17 protein-coding genes and 2 tRNA genes are annotated in these 20026 nt (G+C 59.2%); 7 read left to right on the top strand and 12 right to left on the bottom strand.

Features of this window, described 5'->3' with window-relative positions; all coding sequences use genetic code 11:
- Positions 1–34 precede the first annotated feature (34 nt).
- The 4 genes from trpS to C4N24_RS10425 form a co-directional block, all read right to left on the bottom strand.
- On the bottom strand, positions 35–1096 hold the full coding sequence (trpS, locus tag C4N24_RS10440; RefSeq protein WP_112091359.1) for a tryptophan--tRNA ligase: 1062 nt from the start codon (positions 1094–1096) through the stop codon (positions 35–37).
- A gap of 224 nt (positions 1097–1320) precedes the next feature.
- A tRNA-Asn gene (locus C4N24_RS10435) sits at positions 1321–1397 on the bottom strand.
- Between the two features lie 41 nt (positions 1398–1438).
- A tRNA-Glu gene (locus C4N24_RS10430) sits at positions 1439–1513 on the bottom strand.
- Positions 1514–1603: 90 nt separating this feature from the next.
- Positions 1604–2227, bottom strand: coding sequence for a hypothetical protein (locus C4N24_RS10425; RefSeq protein WP_112091358.1), 624 nt, complete (start codon positions 2225–2227; stop codon positions 1604–1606).
- A gap of 500 nt (positions 2228–2727) precedes the next feature.
- Between C4N24_RS10425 and pckA the strand changes: the two genes are divergently transcribed.
- On the top strand, positions 2728–4332 hold the full coding sequence (gene pckA / locus C4N24_RS10415) for a phosphoenolpyruvate carboxykinase (ATP) (protein WP_097782850.1): 1605 nt from the start codon (positions 2728–2730) through the stop codon (positions 4330–4332).
- A 101-nt stretch (positions 4333–4433) separates the two neighbouring features.
- On the opposite strand, the gene trxA is transcribed toward pckA, so the two are convergent.
- The 3 genes from trxA to C4N24_RS10400 all read right to left on the bottom strand — a co-directional run bounded on the left by trxA (position 4434) and on the right by C4N24_RS10400 (position 6686).
- Positions 4434–4742, bottom strand: coding sequence for a thioredoxin (gene trxA, locus C4N24_RS10410; RefSeq protein ID WP_005921611.1), 309 nt, complete (start codon positions 4740–4742; stop codon positions 4434–4436).
- 143 nt (positions 4743–4885) lie between these two features.
- The gene (locus C4N24_RS10405) at positions 4886–5833 is read right to left on the bottom strand and encodes a transketolase family protein (protein WP_112091357.1); all 948 of its coding nucleotides are present in this window, start codon (positions 5831–5833) and stop codon (positions 4886–4888) included.
- 1 nt (position 5834) lies between these two features.
- On the bottom strand, positions 5835–6686 hold the full coding sequence (locus C4N24_RS10400; RefSeq protein ID WP_055186180.1) for a transketolase: 852 nt from the start codon (positions 6684–6686) through the stop codon (positions 5835–5837).
- A 14-nt stretch (positions 6687–6700) separates the two neighbouring features.
- Here C4N24_RS10400 and C4N24_RS10395 point away from each other — a divergent pair, with 14 nt between their 5' ends.
- The 6 genes from C4N24_RS10395 (at position 6701) to C4N24_RS10365 (ending at position 13513) form a co-directional block, all read left to right on the top strand.
- On the top strand, positions 6701–7081 hold the full coding sequence (locus tag C4N24_RS10395) for a hypothetical protein (RefSeq protein WP_146746802.1): 381 nt from the start codon (positions 6701–6703) through the stop codon (positions 7079–7081).
- A 16-nt stretch (positions 7082–7097) separates the two neighbouring features.
- Entirely contained in the window at positions 7098–7634 is a 537-nt protein-coding gene (locus C4N24_RS10390) for an ECF transporter S component (protein WP_112091355.1), read from the top strand.
- Positions 7635–7835: 201 nt separating this feature from the next.
- The gene (nagB, locus tag C4N24_RS10385) at positions 7836–8564 is read left to right on the top strand and encodes a glucosamine-6-phosphate deaminase (protein WP_112091354.1); all 729 of its coding nucleotides are present in this window, start codon (positions 7836–7838) and stop codon (positions 8562–8564) included.
- Between the two features lie 378 nt (positions 8565–8942).
- Positions 8943–10700, top strand: a complete 1758-nt coding sequence (locus tag C4N24_RS10375; RefSeq protein WP_112091352.1) for a tyrosine-protein phosphatase — start codon at positions 8943–8945, stop codon at positions 10698–10700.
- A 526-nt stretch (positions 10701–11226) separates the two neighbouring features.
- The gene (gene rny / locus C4N24_RS10370; RefSeq protein WP_112091351.1) at positions 11227–12798 is read left to right on the top strand and encodes a ribonuclease Y; all 1572 of its coding nucleotides are present in this window, start codon (positions 11227–11229) and stop codon (positions 12796–12798) included.
- Positions 12799–12970: 172 nt separating this feature from the next.
- Positions 12971–13513, top strand: a complete 543-nt coding sequence (locus C4N24_RS10365; RefSeq protein WP_112091350.1) for a hypothetical protein — start codon at positions 12971–12973, stop codon at positions 13511–13513.
- Positions 13514–14035: 522 nt separating this feature from the next.
- Here the strand turns inward: C4N24_RS10365 and sstT are convergent.
- The 5 genes from sstT to C4N24_RS10340 form a co-directional block, all read right to left on the bottom strand.
- The gene (gene sstT / locus C4N24_RS10360) at positions 14036–15274 is read right to left on the bottom strand and encodes a serine/threonine transporter SstT (protein WP_207657274.1); all 1239 of its coding nucleotides are present in this window, start codon (positions 15272–15274) and stop codon (positions 14036–14038) included.
- 314 nt (positions 15275–15588) lie between these two features.
- Positions 15589–16659 carry a 4-hydroxythreonine-4-phosphate dehydrogenase PdxA gene (gene pdxA, locus C4N24_RS10355; RefSeq protein ID WP_112091348.1) on the bottom strand — a complete coding sequence of 357 codons (1071 nt, stop codon included), beginning with the start codon at positions 16657–16659 and terminating at the stop codon, positions 15589–15591.
- 28 nt (positions 16660–16687) lie between these two features.
- On the bottom strand, positions 16688–17602 hold the full coding sequence (gene dapA / locus C4N24_RS10350) for a 4-hydroxy-tetrahydrodipicolinate synthase (protein WP_005922637.1): 915 nt from the start codon (positions 17600–17602) through the stop codon (positions 16688–16690).
- A gap of 20 nt (positions 17603–17622) precedes the next feature.
- On the bottom strand, positions 17623–18789 hold the full coding sequence (locus C4N24_RS10345; RefSeq protein ID WP_005922638.1) for an iron-containing alcohol dehydrogenase: 1167 nt from the start codon (positions 18787–18789) through the stop codon (positions 17623–17625).
- A 65-nt stretch (positions 18790–18854) separates the two neighbouring features.
- Positions 18855–20015, bottom strand: a complete 1161-nt coding sequence (locus tag C4N24_RS10340) for a sialidase family protein (protein WP_112091347.1) — start codon at positions 20013–20015, stop codon at positions 18855–18857.
- Positions 20016–20026 lie beyond the last annotated feature (11 nt).

Here is a 20026-nt window from a genome sequence, read left to right as displayed (position 1 = left end):
AACGCCGCAGGCGTTTCGGGTTCTCTCATAAAACTTACTTCAGCAGGTTATCGTTCTCGAAGTAGTCGATGCGCATGGCCTTGCGCACCTCGTCCAGCGTGGCGGCAGCGGTCTTTTCGGCGTAGGCGCTGCCCTCCTTCAAAATCTCCACCACCTCGGGCAGGCGCTGCTCCCACTCCTTGCGGCGGGTGCGGATGGGCTCCAGTTCAGCCTGCATGACGCTGTTCAGGAACTTTTTCACCTTCATATCACCCAGACCGCCGCGCTGATAGTGCGCCTTGACCTCGTCCAGATTCTGGTACTCCGGCCAGAACTCGGCAAAGTGCTCCGGGCGGCAGAAAGCGTCCAGATAGATGAACACCGGGTTGCCCTCCACCTTGCCGGGATCCTGCACGCGCAGGTGGTTGGGGTCGGTAAACATGGACTTGACCTTCTTCTCGATATCCTCCGGCTCCTCGGACAGGTAGATGCAGTTGCCAAGGCTCTTGCTCATCTTGGCCTTGCCGTCAATGCCGGGCAGACGCAGGCAGGCGGCGTTCTGGGGCAGAACGATCTGGGGCTCTACCAGCGTTTCGCCGTAGACGGAGTTGAACTTGTGCACGATCTCGCAGCACTGCTCGATCATGGGCTTCTGATCCTCACCGGCGGGCACGGTGGTAGCCTTGAAAGCGGTGATATCGGCAGCCTGACTGATGGGGTAGCAGAAGAAGCCCACCGGGATGCTGGCTTCGAAGTTGCGCATCTGGATCTCGCTCTTCACGGTGGGGTTGCGCTGCAAACGGCTGACGGTGACCAGATTCTGGTAGTAGAAGCTCAGCTCGGTCAGCTGGGGCACCATGGACTGGATAAAGATGTGCACCTTGTTGGGGTCCAGACCGCAGGCCAGATAGTCCAGCGCCACCTGCAGAATGTTCTGGCGCACCTTCTCCGGGTTGTCGGCGTTATCGGTCAGCGCCTGCGCGTCGGCGATCATGATAAAGATCTCGTCGTACTCGCCGGTATTCTGCAGCCGCACCCGCTCCTTCAGAGAGCCGACATAGTGGCCAACGTGCAGGCGGCCGGTGGGACGGTCGCCGGTCAGAATAACTTTTTTCATGATGTTCTCCTTTTGACAGGAAACTCCCTCAGTCTGCTCACCTTGTTCGCAGCCAGCTCCCTCGGGGAGGGAGCCTTTGGCAGTACGGCAAGGCGTCTGACCCTGCCGGAAGGAGTTTTTTCCGTTTTCTTTATTATAATGCTAAGTATAGCCCCCCGGGGCGGTGCTGTCAACAAGGCCGCCGGGAAAAAGAAAAAAGCGATGGAAATTTTCCATCGCTTTGCTGGCGCCTCTTGCCTGACTCGAACAGGCGACACCCTGATTAACAGTCAGGTGCTCTAACCGACTGAGCTAAAGAGGCATCTATATAAAACGGCGCGTGGCCGTTTTACTACTATAAAATGGTGACCCGTACCGGAATCGAACCGATGTTAAAGGCGTGAGAGGCCTCTGTCTTAACCGCTTGACCAACGGGCCATACGTCCATTTTCGCATCAGGTGTTCGCACCCGACTTGGCTATTTTAGCATACCGGGCACCCTTTGTCAACACATAATTTCATATTTTTTCAAAAAATCTTGCGCACCCCGGCTTTGGCCAGACCCAGCATCAGCCCCAGATACACGCTGACCACGGTAGGCGCTTCACCCAGCTCCATGGCCTTGCGCTGGGGCAGGTCGGCAAGGCATCCCTCGTACAGACACTTCAGCTGGGGCAGCTGGGCGTAGTCGTTGGGGTGCATCAGGGTGCTGTCCTTAGGCAGCTCCATCGCGCCGCTCTTTTCCAGCACCTCGCTGACAAACTGGGAGCAGAAATAATGCCGGCGGCGCTGCCAGCGGATATGCAGTGCACACAAAATCAGCCCCAGTGTGTTGAAGCGGTACAATTCGCCCCGCGCCATCATGTGCTCGGCACGGCGGCGGGCGCGGACGTAGGCCTCGTCGGTGACTTCCAGCGCATACAGCGCGCAGGGGGCATCCCCGCGCAGGCGGAAAACACCCTTGTTCAGGTATTCCTTGCTGGGACCCGCCGGGAACATGGTATAGCCGTTTTTGCGGGTGGAGCTGTACAGACAGTTCAGCTCTTCGTCAAACGCCATGGATGCGTGGGTATAGCTGGCCCCGGTAACGGCATAGACCAGCTTGGACAGCAGCGTGCCGGAACGGGTGAGCAGGATGTAGATGGTTTTCATGGCAGTTTCCTTTATATGTATAGCCGCCGCAGCGGACGGAAAAAGTATTTCTTATAAAACAAGTATAACATAAGTAAAGTCCTTTTTCCACAAAAACGGCTGAACCAACGCAAAAATTGCACAAAGAGACAAAGTTTGCGGAAAATCGGGGACAAAACTGCCCAAGGCGACCTGTTTCTCCATGTATCCCTGCTTGTCAAAGTTTTATCAAAATGTCGGTTTTCTCCCGTCCCGCCTTATTTTTCACGGTCTGCATCCCTGCCGGGCTTCGTGAATTTACTTTATACGGGAAGGTCTGTTTATGAAATTTGTTTCTTTTTTGCAAACAGAACATTCCATTTATTGCTTTTGGAAAGCTTTTGTGTATAATGATAGACAGGAGAATTTGCATTGCATCGTTCTGTGCTGTCTCCCCCTTATGCGGTGTCCGTACCATAAATGGCGCTGCATCTCCTACACAGAGTTATGTAAGGATCAAACGAAAGTAGAGGTACGCAAATATGGCAAAGTTGGATCTTACCAAGTATGGCATCACCGGCACGACTGAGGTCGTGCACAACCCCTCCTACGAGCAGCTGTTCGCCGAGGAGACCAATCCCGCGCTGGAAGGCTACGAGAAGGGTCAGGTCAGCGAGCTGGGTGCTGTGAACGTGATGACCGGTATCTACACCGGCCGTTCTCCCAAGGATAAGTTCATCGTGATGGACGAGAACTCCAAGGACACCGTGTGGTGGACCAGCGATGAGTACAAGAACGACAACCACCCCGCTTCTCAGGAGGCTTGGAAGGCTGTCAAGGAGATCGCTCAGAAGGAGCTGTCCAACAAGCGCCTGTACGTCGTGGATGCTTTCTGCGGCGCCAACAAGGATACCCGCATGGCAGTGCGTTTCATCGTGGAAGTGGCCTGGCAGGCACACTTCGTTACCAATATGTTCATCCGTCCCACCGCTGAGGAGCTGGAGAACTTCGAGCCTGATTTCGTTGTTTACAACGCTTCCAAGGCTAAGGTCGAGAACTACAAGGAGCTGGGCCTGAACTCCGAGACTGCTGTGCTGTTCAACATCACCAGCAAGGAGCAGGTCATCGTCAACACCTGGTACGGCGGCGAGATGAAGAAGGGTATGTTCTCCATGATGAACTACTTCCTGCCGCTGAAGGGCATGGCTTCCATGCACTGCTCTGCCAACACCGACAAGAACGGCGAGAACACCGCCATCTTCTTCGGTCTGTCCGGCACCGGCAAGACCACCCTGTCCACCGATCCCAAGCGTCTGCTGATCGGCGATGACGAGCACGGCTGGGACGACAACGGCGTGTTCAACTTCGAGGGCGGCTGCTACGCTAAGGTCATCAATCTGGATAAGGACTCCGAGCCCGATATCTACAACGCCATCAAGCGCAACGCTCTGCTGGAGAACGTCACTCTGGATGCCGAGGGTCACATCGACTTCGCTGACAAGTCTGTCACCGAGAACACCCGTGTGTCCTACCCCATCAACCACATCCAGAACATCGTGCGTCCCGTTTCTTCTGCTCCCGCAGCTAAGAACGTGATCTTCCTGTCTGCTGACGCCTTCGGCGTTCTGCCCCCGGTCTCTATCCTGACCCCGGAGCAGACCCAGTACTACTTCCTGTCCGGCTTTACCGCAAAGCTGGCAGGCACCGAGCGCGGCATCACCGAGCCCACCCCCACCTTCTCCGCTTGCTTCGGTCAGGCTTTCCTGGAGCTGCACCCCACCAAGTACGCTGAGGAGCTGGTCAAGAAGATGAAGGCCAGCGGCGCAAAGGCTTATCTGGTCAACACCGGCTGGAACGGCACCGGCAAGCGCATCTCCATCAAGGATACCCGCGGCATCATCGACGCCATCCTGAGCGGTGCCATCAACGAGGCTCCCACCAAGAAGATCCCCTACTTCGACTTTGAGGTTCCCACCGCTCTGCCCGGTGTCGATCCCGCCATCCTCGACCCCCGCGACACCTACGCAGATGCCGCTCAGTGGGAAGAGAAGGCAAAGGATCTGGCTGGCCGCTTCGTGAAGAACTTCGCTAAGTACGAGGGCAACGAGCACGGCAAGGCTCTGGTCTCCGCAGGCCCCCAGCTGTAAGCTGAAACCCGCATTTTTCTTCTGAACTCCATATAAAATAAGCGCCCGCCCCATGGTTCTGCTCGAACCATAGGGCGGGCGCTTTGCTGTTACGGAATAATTTAGCCCAGCAGCTCCAGCACACCGGCCTTGGGGCGGGCACCCACGGCCTGACGCACCAGCTTGCCCTGCTCGAACACCAGCAGGGTGGGGATGCTCATCACCCCGAACTGTGCCGCCAAGTCCGGCTGCTCGTCCACGTTCACCTTGCCCACCTTTACATCGGTGCGCTCCTCGGCTACCTCGTCCACCACAGGGCTCAGCATCCGGCAGGGGCCGCACCAGCTGGCCCAGAAGTCCAGCAGAACGGGCTTTTCGCTGTGGAGCACTTCCTGTGCAAAGTTTTCCTTGGTAATGTTGATGACTGCCATATTTTTTCCCTCCTGAATGGGTGTTTTGTTTTACTGACATCCTCAGTATACCCCATACGCCGTCCGCTTTTCCGTGACCGGGTCACGCAGGCGCAAAAAATACCGCCGGGCGAAAGGCACGGCGGTATAGGGGTAAACTGTTTTTACTTGCCCAGCATCTCGTGGGCAGTCTTGCAGATGGTGGCAGCGTCCAGACCGAACTTCTTCAGCAGATCCCATGCAGGGCCGGAGCAGCCGAACACGTCCTGCACGCCTACGCGGCGCACAGGGGTGGGCTGCTTCTCGCTCAGAACGGCGCAGACGGCTTCGCCCAGACCGCCGATGACGTTGTGCTCCTCGGCGGTGATGACCTTGCCGCACTCCTTTGCCGCCTTGATGACGATCTCCTCGTCCAGGGGCTTAATGGTGTGGATGTTGATGACCCGGGCGTGGATGCCCTCGGCAGCCAGCTGCTCGGCAGCCATGCGGGCTTCATTGACCATCAGGCCGGTGGCGATGATGGCAATATCGTTGCCCTCGGTCAGCTGCTCGCCCTTGCCCAGCTCAAAGTGGTAGTTGGCCTCATCGTGGAACACCGGCACAGCCAGACGGCCAAAGCGCAGGTAGACGGGGCCTTCCATGGCGTAGGCGGCGCGCACAGCGGCGCGTGCTTCGATATCATCGGCAGGGCAGATGACGGTCATACCGGGGATGCTGCGCATCAGGGCAAAGTCCTCGCAGCACTGGTGGGAAGCGCCGTCCTCGCCCACGGAGATGCCGCCGTGGGTGGCGCCGATCTTCACGTTCAGGTGGGGGTAGCCCACAGAGTTGCGCACCTGCTCAAAGGCGCGGCCGGCTGCGAACATGGCAAAGCTGGAAACAAAGGGCACATAGCCCATGGCGGCCAGACCTGCTGCCACGCCTACCATGTTGCCCTCGGCAATGCCGCAGTCAAAGTGACGGTCCGGGTATGCCTTCTGGAACATCCCGGTCTTGGTAGCGGCGGCCAGATCGGCGTCCAGCACCACCAGATCATCGTGGCCTTCCGCTGCCAGCTCCTTCAGGGTGTTGCCGTAGCTGTCGCGGGTCGCGATCTTTTTCACGTCTGCCATCTCAGTTCTCCTCCTGTTCCAGCGCGGCATAGGCGGCGTTCAGCTCGTTCATGGCCACCTGATACTCTTCATCGTTGGGGCCCTTGCCGTGCCATGCAACGGAATTGGTCATATAGGAAACGCCGGTGCCCTTGACGGTATCCAGAATGATGCAGGTGGGCTTTTCGGTCTCGGCATGGAACGCCTGCACGGCGCTCTCGATCTGGTCAAAGTCGTGGCCGTTGATGGTGACCACGTTGAAGTTGAAGGCGCGGAGTTTATCTTCCAGCGGGGCGCTGTTCATGACAGTCTCGGTGGTGCCGTCGATCTGCAGATGGTTGCGGTCCAGCATCACGCACAGGTTAGAAAGGCCGTAGTGGGCGGCAAACATAAAGGCCTCCCAGCATTCGCCCTCTTCCACCTCGCCGTCGCCCAGAATGGCGTAAACGTTCACGGCAGAGCCGGCGTGCTTTGCGCCCAGCGCCATGCCGCAGGCGGCAGAGATGCCCTGACCCAGACTGCCGGTGGACATATCCACGCCGGGCACGCTGTTCATGTTGGGGTGGCCCTGCAGGCGGCTGCCGATCTTGCGCAGGGTCTTGAGCTCTTCCACCGGGAAGAAGCCCCGCTCTGCCAGCGCTGCGTACAGTGCCGGGGCGGCATGACCCTTGGACAGCACCAGACGGTCGCGGTTTGCCATCTTAGGCTGGGCAGGGTCGATGTTCAGTTCCTTAAAGTACAGATAAGACAGCACATCTGCGATGCTCAGACTGCCGCCCGGATGACCACAGCCTGCACTGTGGGTCCCTTCGATCACGCCCATGCGGATGTGGCAGGCGTGCTTTTTCAGGGTAAGTTTTTCAGCATTTGTCATGATGGTCCTCCCGTATGAACCTCAGAATTCATGCGCTCAAAAAAGCCTCTCGTCAGCGCCCCGGCGTCAAGATTGCCGCAGCGCGCTTTTTTTCAATTTTATATTATCCATTCTGCGTAAAAAGGTCAAGCTTCTTCCAGCAAAATGTACAGCCCCGGGGAAATTTTTTTGCGAACAGACCGATTTTTGTCTATTTTGCAGACATCCTGCCCCGCTTGACAGGGGCAAAATGGTTTGTTATACTTTTGACCATCGTTCCGGCAGGAAGCCGGGCACGGGCGGGCAGCAGCCTGCCGCTTTCCCCAGCAAGCATATTTTTTTTGAAACAGACGCCACGAAGGGGTCTGCCTTTGGCATGGAATGCCGGGGCAGGCTCCTTTTTATTTTGCGGCTGAAAATGGAGGAACCCTTATGAAAACCAAAAACACCAAAACCGTGCGGCAGCTGGTGCTGGCTGCCCTGTTTTTAGCGCTGGCCTTTGTGCTGCCCCTGCTCACCGGACAGGTACCCAAGGTGGGCAATATGCTCTGCCCGATGCACTTTCCGGTGCTGCTGTGCGGCTTTGTGCTGGGCGGCCCGTGGGGGCTGGCTGTGGGTTTTGCCGCCCCGCTGCTGCGCTCGGTGCTGTTCGGGATGCCGCCCATGTTCCCGGTTGCCATCTCCATGGCCTTTGAGCTGGCCACCTACGGGCTGGTGTCCGGGCTGCTGTGGCGCAAAGCAAAGCACACTCTGCCCGCGCTGTACGCCGTGCTGCTGACCGCCATGGTGTCCGGGCGCATCGTGTGGGGTATCGTGCGCTTTGTGCTGGCGGGGCTGACCGGCGGCAGCTTTCCCTTCAGCGCCTTTTTGTCCGGGGCGCTGTTCACCGCCGTGCCGGGCATCGCAGCGCAGCTGGTGCTCATCCCGCTGCTGCTCACTGCCCTGCAAAAGGCCGGCTTTGCGGAGTGACCCCCTGCGCACCCCCTTTGTGCAAAAGAACGATACTTCAACCGGTTTTTAAGGCACTTTTTCCAAAAGAAACGGAAAACCGGAAAAATTGTGCCGTTTTGTGGCTTTCCGTCGGCAAATGTGATAAACTTGGATTAGATGCGGGTGTGTGCCGCTGTGCGCCGCCCACAATGAGTAAATGAAGAAGAGAGGTCGTTTATCGTGAAGATCATTCGTACAAAGGACTACGCTGATATGTCCCGCAAGGCAGCAAACATCATTTCTGCGCAGGTCATCATGAAGCCCGACTGTGTGCTGGGTCTGGCTACCGGCGGCACCCCCGTTGGCACCTATGAGAAGCTGGTGGAGCGCTACAACGAGGGAGATCTGGATTTTTCTGAGGTCACCTCCGTCAATCTGGACGAGTACCGCGGCCTGCCCAAGGATCACCCGGAAAGCTACTGGAGCTTTATGCACCGCAACCTGTTCGACCATGTGAACATCGACCCTGCCCACATCAACCTGCCGGACGGCACCAATCTGGACGCCGAAGCCGAGTGCAAGCGCTATGATGAGGTCATCCGCAGCGTGGGCGGCGTGGATCTGCAGCTGCTGGGCATCGGTCATGACGGTCACATCGGCTTCAACGAGCCCCACGATGCCTTTGATCTGGGCACCCACTGCGTGGACTTGGCCCAGGAGACCATCGAAGCCAACAAGCGCTTCTTTGACGGCAACGTGGATCTGGTGCCCAAGCAGGCTTATACCATGGGCATCCGTACCATCATGCAGGCACGCAAGGTGCTGATGGTGGTCAACGGCGCAGGCAAAGCCGAGATCGTCAAGAAGGCTTTCTTCGGCCCCGTCACCCCGGAGGTGCCCGCAAGCATTCTGCAGCTGCACCCGGACTTCATTCTGGTGGGCGATGAAGAAGCTCTGAGCCTGATCTGATCTTCCTTATTTAAACTTTGGAGCACCGGAACACCTGCGGGCGTTCCGGTGCTCCTTTTTTTGAAGGAGCACAACGGATAGCATCCTCGCCCTCTCCGTCTTTGCTTCGCAAATCCACCTCTCCCAAAGGGAGAGGCCTTGGCAAGGAGATGAAGTTTGCGTGGACTGCCAAAGGCTCTCCCTTTGAGGAAAGACTTCCCCCGCGCCGGGGGAAGATGTCGCGCAGCGACAAAAGGGGGAATCTGGCAAAGCCGACAGGCTTTGACTGAGAGGGCGAGCCCGCTAAAGGCAATAACAAAAATACGCTGCCCTTCTCTTTACATTCCGCCGAAAAAGCGGTATTCTTTTTTCAAGAACAAACTTTCCCGGGAGGAGACCATGGATATCCGCCAGCTGCACTACTTTTTGACCCTGTGCGAAGAAATGAATTATACCCGCGCCGCACAGCGGCTGTTCCTGTCGCGGCAGGCGCTGCGCCAGAGCATCTCTGCGCTGGAAGCCGAAATGTGCGGGCCGCTGTTCATCAGCGCCCACCACAAGCTGGCGCTCACCGACCGGGGCATGAGCCTGCAGCGCCATGCCGCCCCGGTGGTGGAGCAGTTCCAGCAGATGCAGGCCGCGCTGCGGGCAGAGATCCAGTCTGCCCAGCCGGTGCGCATCGGCATCAGCGTGGCGCTGGTGCCGGACTATCTGCCCGGGCTGGAGACCCAGCTGGACAAGTTCCGGCAGCAGTACCCCCATGTGGAGATGCGGTTCCGCCTGCTGGACAACGACGCCGTGGCTGACGGGGTAGAGCAGGGCGAGCTGGACGCGGGTCTGGTCATCGACCTTGGCTGCGCCGCGCCGGTGCTGGCGCGCACCACCCTGCGGGCAGACCCCGCCTGCCTGCTGGTGCCCCGGGGACATCCCTTTTGGGAAAAAGAGCGCATCCCGCTGGCAGAGCTGCGCGGGCAGCGAGTGCTGCTGCCCAGCCTGCGGCAGGATCTGTTCAGCCCGCTGTGGGCGGCCTGTGCCCGGGCGGGCTTTGCGCCCAACGCCGAGATCGGCCCCAGCTTTTATCAGGCCTACTATCTGGTGCAGGAGCAGCTGTGCACCTGCCTGACCCGCTACGAGCCCGGCGCGCGCCGGGAGCTGGACCGGGTGCGGGACGTGCTGCTGGAAGATATGCCCCCGCTGTGCGTCTCGCTGGTGCAGCGGCGGGACACCAGTTCTGCCTATATCGACCTGCTGCGCAGCTACCTGTTAGAAGTCCTGGGCAGCACCGCCAGCCTGCCGCCCCGCCGGGGACGGCCGGCAAAGCCCTTCTACACCGCGCCGGTGCTTTCCAGCGCCGCCGCAAAATCTGCCCCGGAGCATCCCGCCCCGGGCACCCAGCTGCCCTTTGCGGGCGGCAACAACTTCCGGGAGCTGGGCGGCTACCATGCCGATGAGGGCAAGACCGTAAAGTGGGGACAGATCTACCGGGGCTTCCCCACCGGGCGGCTGACCACCGAAGCCGACCGCGCCCGGCTGGACGGGCTGGGGCTGCGGCTCATCCTTGACCTGCGCAGCGGCGCAGAAGCCGCAAAGCTGCCGGACTATGTGCCGGACGGCGCACGGCTGGTGCAGATCTGCGGCCTGCGGGACGCCACCGGGCAGGAGATCGATTTTTCGCCCAACGACATCCAGCGGCTGGTGCAGAGCGTCCCCGCCGGGACGAACCTCACCCAGATGATATATCGGCAGATGCTCACCGGCAACAAGGCGTTCAAGGAGCTGTTCCGGGCGCTGGAAGCCGGCGAGACGCCCATCCTGTTCCACTGCACATCGGGCAAGGACCGCACCGGCGTAGCCGCCATGCTGATCCTGCTGGCGCTGGGTGCTTCGGACGAGACCATCTGCGCAGATTACGCCCGCACCAACCTCTGCCGCGCCGCCGAGATCGAAAAGGCCATGGCTGACCATGCGGCGGAGATCGCCGCCGACCCGGCGCAGCGGATGCGCTGGCAGTCCTCCGCCGGGGTAGACCCGGAGATTGCGCCCTTTGTGCTGCGCACCATCCGGCAGGACTACGGCAGCGCCGAGAGCTATCTGGAAGCCGAATACGGCCTGACCCCCGCCCGCCTGATGCGGCTGCGGCGGATGTATCTGGAATAAGCGGAAAAATTATTTTATCGCAAGTCAAGAAATTCGTGCAACAGTCAAACAGCATATTTGCGATATGCAATTCAACGCTGTTGCTGTTGCATTAAAAAGTTGAATTGCTATAAATTTCGGGATAGCGGAGCGTCTGCGGACGCTCCGCTATCCCATTTTCACGGGTGGGAGTTTCGTTCCAGTTTTTGTTTTTCTGCACAAAATGTTCTGCGGGCAGGGTTTTCCTCTTGACAAGCGGGCAAATGTTTCGTACTATAATTAGTAGTATGGAATCAAAGACGCTGTACGCAGGCTTCTGTGTGACCCTGTACCCGTTTCAGGCAAAGCGTGCCTGTTTGATATAAAATGGAACCGTAGAGAGAAAAGCCGTATGCTTTTGCCCGTGCCGCCGGTTTTTGGTGGTGCGTATGGTTTTGGTGTCACTTTTTGGATTGAAAGCTCTTTCTATATCATTGCCCGTGTCCTGCTGCGCAGCGTCTCCTGCTTTTAATTTTGCATTGAATTGAAACAAAGGAGAGTGAACGCAATGACCGCGATCGGAGTGATCGTGGCCTTGATCGTTGGTGCTGTCGGTGTGGCTGCGGGCTATTTTATTGGTTACAACAACCGTAAAAAGACCGCCGAAGCCCAGATCGGCAGCGCCGAAGCCGAGGCTACCCGGCTGGTGAATGAGGCGATCAAGACCGCCGACCAGAAGCGCAAGGAAGCGGTTCTGGAAGCAAAGGACGAGGCTTTCCGTCTGAAAGCCGAGGTCGATGCCCAGAAGGCAGAAGCCGACAAGGAGATCAAGCAGCGCCGTGCGGAGATCAGCCGTCAGGAGAACCGCATCGACCAGAAGGAGACGGCGCTGGACCGCAAGACCGAAGCGCTGGAAAAGAAGGAAGAAGAGCTGAAAAAGCGCGCCGCTGAAGCCGAGGAGCGTCTGGCAGAGATCGACGCTTTGCGCGCCAAGGAGATGGAGCGTCTGGAAACGCTGGCCGGCTTGAGTCAGGAGGACGCCCGCGAGGTGCTGCTGCACAAGGTGGACGAGGAGCTGACCCACGAAAAGGCCGTGCGCGTTGCTGCCTACGAGACCGACCTGAAGGAAAACTGCGATAACATCGCCCGCAACCTCATCGGACAGGCCGTCAGCCGCTGCGCTGCCGACCATTGCAGCGAGACCACCGTCAGCGTGGTACCGCTGCCCAGCGATGAGATGAAGGGCCGCATCATCGGCCGCGAGGGCCGCAACATCCGCGCGCTGGAGACCGCTACCGGCGTGGATCTGATCATCGATGATACCCCGGAAGCCATCACCCTGTCCTCCTTTGACCAGACCCGCCGCGAGGTGGCCCGCATGACGCTGGAGCGTCTGATCGGCGATGGCCGTATCCACCCCGCCCGCATCGAGGAGACGGTGGAAAAGTGCCGCCACGATCTGGAACTGCAGATGAAGCGCGAGGGCGAGCGTGCGGTGATGGAGCTGGGCATCCATGGCCTGCACCCCGACCTGATCAAGCTGATCGGCCGGCTGAAGTACCGCACCAGCTTTGGTCAGAACGCTTTGACCCACAGCATGGAAGTGGCTTGGGTAGCCGGTCTGCTGGCGGGCGAGATGGGCGTGAATGTCACCATGGCACGCCGCGCCGGCCTGCTGCATGATATCGGCAAGGCGCTGGATCACGAGATCGAGGGCAGCCACGTCCAGATCGGCGTGGACATCTGCCGCAAGTACAAGGAGAACACCCAGATCATCCACGCCATTGAAGCACACCACGGCGACGTGGAGCCCAAGACCCCGCTGGCCTTCATCATTCAGGCTGCCGACGCCATCAGCGCCGCCCGCCCGGGTGCCCGCCGCGAGAACGTGGAAAGCTACGTCAAGCGTCTGGAAAATCTGGAGGAGATCTCTTCCAGCTTCGAGGGTGTGGAGCAGGCCTTTGCCGTGCAGGCAGGCCGCGAGGTGCGCATTCTGGTCAAGCCCGACGTCATCAGCGACGATCAGGTCATCCTGCTGGCACGCTCCATTGCCAAAAAGATCGAGGATACGCTGGATTACCCCGGCCAGATCAAGGTCAACGTCATCCGCGAGAGCCGCGCCGTGGAGTACGCAAAATAAAGTTTTTCCGCAGGCTGCCGTGTTTTTGCACGGCAGCCTGTTTTTTTGCGCCAAAACGATTGCATTTCCCGTCAAAAAAAGGTATCATGGATGCAGAAGAAAGCAAAAAGCTGCGTCCGCCGCACCGGACGCAAACCCGCAACGACCTCAGAACAGAAAGGAGCATCGTTTTATGAAAAAATGGAAGAAATTACTGGCCTGTCTGCTGGCCGGTCTGATGGCACTGGCCGTATTTACCGCCTGTGACGGCAGCGCAGGTGTGCCGATCGGGTCCAAGCATTCGGATGCCAGCAGCGCAAAGGCGCTGTGCGAGCAGCTCGGCATGACCTACAGCGAGGAGCTGAGCGACAAGGCCTACAGCATTGCCAACTGGGTCTCTGCCACCTCGGTGTCCTGCTCTGCCAATACAAATAAGACCGAGCTTTACCGCGTTGGCAACGCCAATGACATTGCCAAGACCAGCCTGCTGCAGCGCAAATATGCCACCGCATTTGAAAGCATGGGTATGGGCATTTATGGTTCGGATGAAGATTTTGTCCCGGGCTTTTACATTGATACCGATCTGGATTCCAGAAAAGACTACATCCGCTTTGTTCTGCCGAAGGACGGCATCGTGACCGACACCATGAAGTCTGCCGCCGCCGGCAAGACCAAGCTGGGCGTTGCCTATGTGGTAAACGAAGGCGTGCGCTACGCCGTTGTACTGCTTGGGTAAATGGTAAAATAAACCCTCTCAGGCTCACTATGTTCGCCAGCTCCCCCTTTCGGGGGAGCTTTTTGCGTGGCGTCCTCGCCCTCTCAGTCAAGCCCTGTCGGGCTTGCCAGCTCTCCCAAAGGGAGAGCCCTTGGCAGTGCGGCAAAGTTTCCGGCTCAAGTGCAAAGTTTGCGGGCGTGTCTGCTCCCCCGGGGGGAGCTGTCGCGCAGCGACTGAGGGGCTTTAAATCGGCGGAGCCGGAAAAAACGGTTAAAAGATCTTCACGCCGAACAGGCGTGAATCTTCAGTTTTTTTCCGGTGGAGCCCACTTCTTTGGGGTTAAAAGGGGCGAGCAGCCCCTTTTTCGTGGCTCCAGCGCGTCGAAATCGCTGGCACTTTTCTGGTTCTCTTTTGGTGTCAAAAGAGAACATTCCTCGGCAAACAGAAACTTCCCTCGCGGAGACCATTTTAAATCGTCCCACGCAAAAAGCAGCCGCTGCACCTTCTCGTGCGGCGGCTGCTTTGTTTATTTATGCTAGGTTATCAGCCCTTCAGGAAAGCCGGCAGGGGCTTGCCCTCCGTGAGCCACTGGTGATACTCGGCGGTGGCGGCAAATTCCACGTCGCCGGCAGAGTTCAGCGCAGTCTCCACCGAATCCTGCACCACGCCGATGATAAAGCCCACGCCCACCATCTGCATGGCAATGTCGTTGGAGATGCCGAACAGCGAGCAGGCCATGGGGATCAGCAGCAGGGAGCCACCGGCCACGCCGGAAGCGCCGCAGGCGCCCAGAGCGCTCATGGCGCTCAGCACGATGGCGGCAGGCAGAGACACCTGAATGCCCAGCGTATTGGCCGCTGCCAGCGTCATGATGGTGATGGTGATGGCTGCGCCGTCCATGTTGATGGTAGCGCCCAGCGGGATGGACACAGAGTACATATCCTTGTCCAGACCCAGCTTTTCACACAGGGACATATTCACAGGGATGTTGGCGGCAGAGCTGCGGGTGAAGAAAGCGGTCAGACCGGACTCCTTCAGGCAGCGGAATACCAGCGGGTACGGGTTGCAGCGCAGGTAAATGAACATGATAAAAGGGGAGACGATCAGCGCCATGAACAGCATGGTGCCCACCAGCAGTGCCAGCAGCTTGCCGTACTGGGTAAAGATGGCCAGACCATTGCCGGAAACGTTGGTGTACACCAGACCCATGATGCCGAAGGGTGCCAGATTGATGATCCAGCGCACGATCTGGGAGACGGCATCGGCAGTGTTTGCCAGAAAGACCTTGGTGCTCTCTGCGCCGATGTTCTTCATGGCAATGCCGAACATACAGGCCCAGAACAGGATGCCGATGTAGTTGCCGTTCATCAGGGCACTGACGGGGTTTGCCACAAAGTTGGTCAGCAGGGTGCTCAGCACCTCGCCCAAGCCCTGCGGGATCACGTCGGACTGTGCTGCGTCCGCCAGCACCACCGTGACCGGGAACATAAAGCTGGTGATGGCCGCAATGGCTGCCGCCAGAAAGGTGGTGAGCATATACAGCCAGATCACAGTGCCGAAGCGGCGGTCCAGCTTGGACGAACCCTGTGCCAGCGCGCTTGCCACAATGACGAACACCAGCACCGGGGCAATGCCCTTCAGTGCACCGACGAACAGGCTGCCCAGCTCGCCCACCCAGCCTGCGCCCGGCGCAACAAGCGCCAGCACCGAACCGGCTGCCAGACCGATCAGGATGCGCAGGATCAGGCTGGTCTGGTTGTATTTTGCTACAACCGCTTTCAAGGTTTTCATATCGTAACACTCCTCTTACACTGTACGCCTAGTGCGTACATTTTCCTGTTCCTTACACAAGAACAGTTGTCATTATATCACACACGCTCAAAAAGAGAAAGTGTTTTCGGGCATTTTGCGGGCAGAACCGGCGCTTTTTGTAAACTTTTGCAAAAGCACCTCAAAAATAGTCCTTGCCAGAAATACAGTTTTGCGGTTTTGACGACAAAAAACACCCGGGAAAAACCAGAAAAAGCCGCCGCACCGTACGGGGTGCAGCGGCTCTCTCTGGAAGAAAATGAAGAATTGGTTGGGATGAAGATAACTTAGTTGGCGCGGCCGGTCATCTTGACCGCATACTTGATGGCGTTGACAAGGCTCAGCTCGTTGCCGTTGCCCTTGCCGGCGTGGTAGAAGTCGGTGCCGTGATCCACGCTGGCGCGGATGATGGGCAGACCCAGCGTGACGTTGACGCCCTCCACTGCCTTCCACTCCTGCTTTTCGCGGTCGTAGACAAAGCCCACGGTCTTGAGCGGGATGTGACCCTGATCATGGTACATACACACCACGATGTCGTACCAGCCGCCGATGGCCTGCGAGAACACGCTGTCCGGCGGGCAGGGACCCACAACGCCGGTAATGCCCTCGGCCTTGGCGGCTTCGATGGCGGGGGTGATCTCCTCGATCTCCTCCCGGCCGAACAGGCCGTTCTCACCGCAGTGGGGGTTCAGACCTGCCACAGCGATGCGGGGGTTCTCGATGCCCATATCCTTGCAGGCCTTGTTGGCGATCTCGATGACCTCCAGCACGCGGTCCTTCTTGACCCGGTCGCAGGCTTCCCGCAGGGAAACGTGGGTGGAAACGTGCACCACGCGCAGGTCGTGATGTGCCAGCATCATGGTGTACTTCTTGGTGTGGGTGTAGGTGGCGTAGATCTCGGTGTGGCCGTCAAAGTGGGTGTAGCCATCCGACTTTTCGCCGTGGTAGTACTCCAGCGCCTTGTTCATGGCTTCCTTGTTCAGGGCGTTGGTGCAGGTGGCATCCACCTCACCCGCCATGGCCAGCTCGATGACCTTTTTCACGCACTGGAAGGCTGCGTTGCCGCCCTCCACGCTGACCTTTGCCATCTCGAACTTGCTGATGTCCTCGATCAGATCCAGATGCAGCACATCGATGGTGCCGGGGGTGAACAGGGCATCCGACACCTTCTCGCAGCGGTGGATGACGATGTCCTCGCGGCCAACGAACTTTTTGGCCTGCTCCATCACCTTCACATCGCCCACAACGATGGGGCGGCAGTAGCTGTACTGCTCCGGGTCAGCCAGAGCCTTGATGGTGATCTCCGGGCCGGAACCGGCGGGATCGCCCATAGTAATACCGACAATGGGTTTATTCATAGCAGCCTTCTCCTTGCTTCAGCGCGTTTCAGTGCAGACCCTTGGCCTCGTTCTCAGCCAGAACCTTCTTGATGGCTTCCATGCCTTCCTCGGGCACATAGTTGAAGGGTGCGCGGCACTTGCCCACGGGGTGACCCTGCAGGGCAACGGCAGTCTTGATGATGGTGTTGGGGTTGCCGTACTTGAAGGTCTGCTGCAGGATGGCAATGGCGTCCTGTGCAGCCTGTGCGCCCTCCAGATCCCCGGCCTTGAAGCAATCGTAGATCTTGGCAACAGTCTCCGGCCAGATGTTGGCACGGCCTGCAATGCCGCCTGCGCCGCCCTCTTTCAGGCAGGTCAGGATAGCGCCGTCATTACCGGCCAGAATGGCAACTTCCTTGTCCAGCTCACGGGTCAGGCGGATGTAGGCCTTCAGGTTCTCGATATCGCCGCTGGAATCCTTTGCGCCCACGATGTTCTCCACATCACGGCACAGAGCCTGCACGGTCTCGGGCAGCAGCTTGTTGCCGGTGCGGGCGGGGATGTTGTACAGGATGATGGGCAGGTTGACGGCCTTTGCCACGGCGGTGTAGTGGTCGTACAGCTCCTTCTGGGAGGCCAGTGCAAAGCTGGGGGTGATGATGGACAGTGCGTCTGCGCCCAGCTCCTCGGCACGCTTGCTCAGGCGGATGGTCTCGGCGGTGGTGATGCAGCCGGTGCCTGCGTAGACCGGTACGCGGCCCTTTACCTGATCAATGACAGTGGCAAGGATCTCTTCCTTCTCCTGGAAGGACAGGGCGTAGGCTTCGCCGTTGGTGCCCATGGGGAAAATGCCGTGCACGCCGCCTGCCAGCAGGCGCTCCACCTGCTCGCGCAGAGCCTGATGGTTGACCGTCTGCTCGGGGTCATTGTTCATGGGGGTGATTACGGGAGGGATGATGCCCTTGATATCGCTGGTCTTCATAAGTCTTTACTCCTTTTCTGTTACATGATCTCCTGATACAGCTTGCGTGCGTCGTCGGCGGTAACGGGGCGCATATTGTTCACCAGCAGGCGCTGTACCTGCATACCGGCGTTGACCAGACCTTCCAGATCCTCGGCAGGCACGCCGAATTCCTTGAGACTGGTGGGGATGTCCAGATGCTTGACGATGTGCTCCAGACGGGCGATCATCCATGCAGTCTTTTCCTCCACGGTAGTGCAGGTCTTTTCCTCGTGGCAGCAGCGGTCATAGGCGGCAGCCAGACGCTCGCGCACGGCGGGGTGCTCGCTGTTGAAGCGCATGACCGGTGCCAGCAGGATGGCGTTGGACACGCCGTGTGCAATGTGGTACTTGCCGCCCAGCGGGTAGCTCAGTGCGTGCACAGCGGTGGTGCCGGAAGCGGTGATGGCCAGACCGCCGTAGTAGGCTGCGATCTGCATCCGGTTCTTCTCTGCCATGGCCTCGGGGTCATCGCAGGCTTTTTCGATGTTGTTCAGGATCAGGTCCAGACCTTCCAGTGCGTACAGGTCGCTGAAGGGGTTGGCCTTGTTGCTGGTAAAGCACTCGATGCAGTGTGCCAGCGCATCCACGCCGGTAGCGGCTGCGATCTTGCGGGGCAGGTTCTTGATCATGCGGGCGTCCAGAATGACGTAGTCCGCGATCATGTTCTCGTTGACGATGCCCACCTTCAGCTCCTTTTCGGGCACAGCCACGATGGCGTTGGGGGTGACCTCGGCGCCGGTACCGGCGGTGGTGGGGATCAGCACGATGGGCACGCACTTCTGTGCCATGCCGGGGTTATCCAGCAGCTCCTTCACGCCGTAGGCGTCGGTCACCAGCACGCTTGCCAGCTTGGCAGCGTCCATCACGGAGCCGCCGCCGCAGGCCACGATCAGGTCTGCACCGGAGACCTTGAACTCGTCCACCAGCTTCTGCACAGCCATGTAGCTGGGCTCCGGGGGCAGCTCGTCCAGCACATAGTACTCTGCGCCGGAGGCTTTGACAGCTTCTTCCGGCAGGGCAAACAGGCCAGCGCCCTCAATGCCCTTATCGGTGAACATGGCTACCTTTTTTGCGCCGCGCGCCTTGATGATGGCGGTGATATTGTCCATGGCGTTCTCGCCGCCGTAAACTGCGTGCGGCATTTTAAGATTGTACTGGGTCAGCATACTGATCAACCTCCTGAATGATGCTTTGCTCTATAAATAAAGGATGAAAATTCCGAAAAGCTTTTTCAGCGGCTCTGGGCTGCGGTGGGGTTATACAGACCCACGGTTTCCCGCTTTGCGCCCAGCACGTCCTGCTCCGAGAAGCGGACGTACTTGATGCCCTGCCGGGTGCGGGCAGCGTAGGCCAGATGCAGCATCCCGTCCCGTCCCTGCATCAGGTAGGGGTACTCGTACTGCTTGTTGTTGGTCTTGTTCTCATCGCCCATGTAGCCCTCGCCGCGCTCCATCCAGCGGATGATGGGGAAGGTCAGGCCGCCGTCCTCCGAGAGCGCCACCGCCACCGGGCAGCGCAGGCCGGGCCATGCAGCCTTGCCGGGCACGGGGTTGGGGGTGCAGGTGGGGTTGTAGGCAATGGCGATGCGGCCGCTCTGCAGCTTGACCGCACTGATGCTGGAGTTGTTGTTGGGCAGCGGGGTGGGTGCGGGCACCGTCCAAGTTTCGCCCCAGTCAAAGGACTCGCTGCGGTGGATGCGGTAGGCCTCACGGTTGCGCATGAACGCCACCAGATGCCCCGGCTCCAGCTCGATGACATTGGCGTGGACGTGGCCGTTGCTGCCGGGCATCATGACCATGCGCCAAGTTTTACCCTCGTCGTCCGAGATGCGGAAGGCGGTGGGGTCGCCGGACAGACCCTCGGCAGAGTCGGTGCACAGCCAGTTGGCAAAGATCCAGCGGCCGTTGGACAGCACCTGAATGGGCTGGCGGCAGAAGGTGCCCTCCTCCGGGAACACGGTGGTGTAGTCGCCCCATGTTCTGCCGCCGTCGGTGCTCTTCTGGCAGCGCACCACAGCGGTGAACTGCATATTGTCCTTGCCCTCTACGCGGTCCAGCTGGGCGGTGTACATCGCCCACACGGCGTTGTCCGGGCCGTAGAACAGCGAGGGGTTCTGCTCGCTGCGGGTGGGGTCGCCGGAGATATCCACCGGCTCCAGCCACTTGGTGCCGTCATGCGGCAGCACCGAGCAGATGATGTGCACGTCTGCGCTGCCCTCATAAGTACCGGCGAACCAGCAGCAGAGCAGGTCGCCATTGGGCAGCTCCACCATAGCGGGTGCGTGGGCGGTGGGCCAGCCGCCGGTGGGCAGCAGGGCTTCCAGCGTGCCCATCTCCTCGTTCTCGTACACAGTGCCGTCCCAAGTCAGGCCGGGCAGTTTTGCATAGGTCATGGTCGTTCTCC

The sequence above is a fragment of the Faecalibacterium prausnitzii genome (assembly GCF_003287405.1).
Taxonomy (GTDB): domain Bacteria; phylum Bacillota; class Clostridia; order Oscillospirales; family Ruminococcaceae; genus Faecalibacterium; species Faecalibacterium intestinale.
This window is presented reverse-complemented; position numbering and strand designations above follow the sequence as displayed.

Bases quoted from the DNA above. Each gene is read 5' to 3' on its own strand.
- trpS (WP_112091359.1), bottom strand. From the start codon at position 1,096: ATGAAAAAAGTTATTCTGACCGGCGACCGTCCCACCGGCCGCCTGCAC.
- C4N24_RS10425 (WP_112091358.1), bottom strand. From the start codon at position 2,227: ATGAAAACCATCTACATCCTGCTCACCCGTTCCGGCACGCTGCTGTCC.
- pckA (WP_097782850.1), top strand. From the start codon at position 2,728: ATGGCAAAGTTGGATCTTACCAAGTATGGCATCACCGGCACGACTGAG.
- trxA (WP_005921611.1), bottom strand. From the start codon at position 4,742: ATGGCAGTCATCAACATTACCAAGGAAAACTTTGCACAGGAAGTGCTC.
- C4N24_RS10405 (WP_112091357.1), bottom strand. From the start codon at position 5,833: ATGGCAGACGTGAAAAAGATCGCGACCCGCGACAGCTACGGCAACACC.
- C4N24_RS10400 (WP_055186180.1), bottom strand. From the start codon at position 6,686: ATGACAAATGCTGAAAAACTTACCCTGAAAAAGCACGCCTGCCACATC.
- C4N24_RS10395 (WP_146746802.1), top strand. From the start codon at position 6,701: ATGAACCTCAGAATTCATGCGCTCAAAAAAGCCTCTCGTCAGCGCCCC.
- C4N24_RS10390 (WP_112091355.1), top strand. From the start codon at position 7,098: ATGAAAACCAAAAACACCAAAACCGTGCGGCAGCTGGTGCTGGCTGCC.
- C4N24_RS10375 (WP_112091352.1), top strand. From the start codon at position 8,943: ATGGATATCCGCCAGCTGCACTACTTTTTGACCCTGTGCGAAGAAATG.
- rny (WP_112091351.1), top strand. From the start codon at position 11,227: ATGACCGCGATCGGAGTGATCGTGGCCTTGATCGTTGGTGCTGTCGGT.
- C4N24_RS10365 (WP_112091350.1), top strand. From the start codon at position 12,971: ATGAAAAAATGGAAGAAATTACTGGCCTGTCTGCTGGCCGGTCTGATG.
- pdxA (WP_112091348.1), bottom strand. From the start codon at position 16,659: ATGAATAAACCCATTGTCGGTATTACTATGGGCGATCCCGCCGGTTCC.
- dapA (WP_005922637.1), bottom strand. From the start codon at position 17,602: ATGAAGACCAGCGATATCAAGGGCATCATCCCTCCCGTAATCACCCCC.
- C4N24_RS10345 (WP_005922638.1), bottom strand. From the start codon at position 18,789: ATGCTGACCCAGTACAATCTTAAAATGCCGCACGCAGTTTACGGCGGC.
- C4N24_RS10340 (WP_112091347.1), bottom strand. From the start codon at position 20,015: ATGACCTATGCAAAACTGCCCGGCCTGACTTGGGACGGCACTGTGTAC.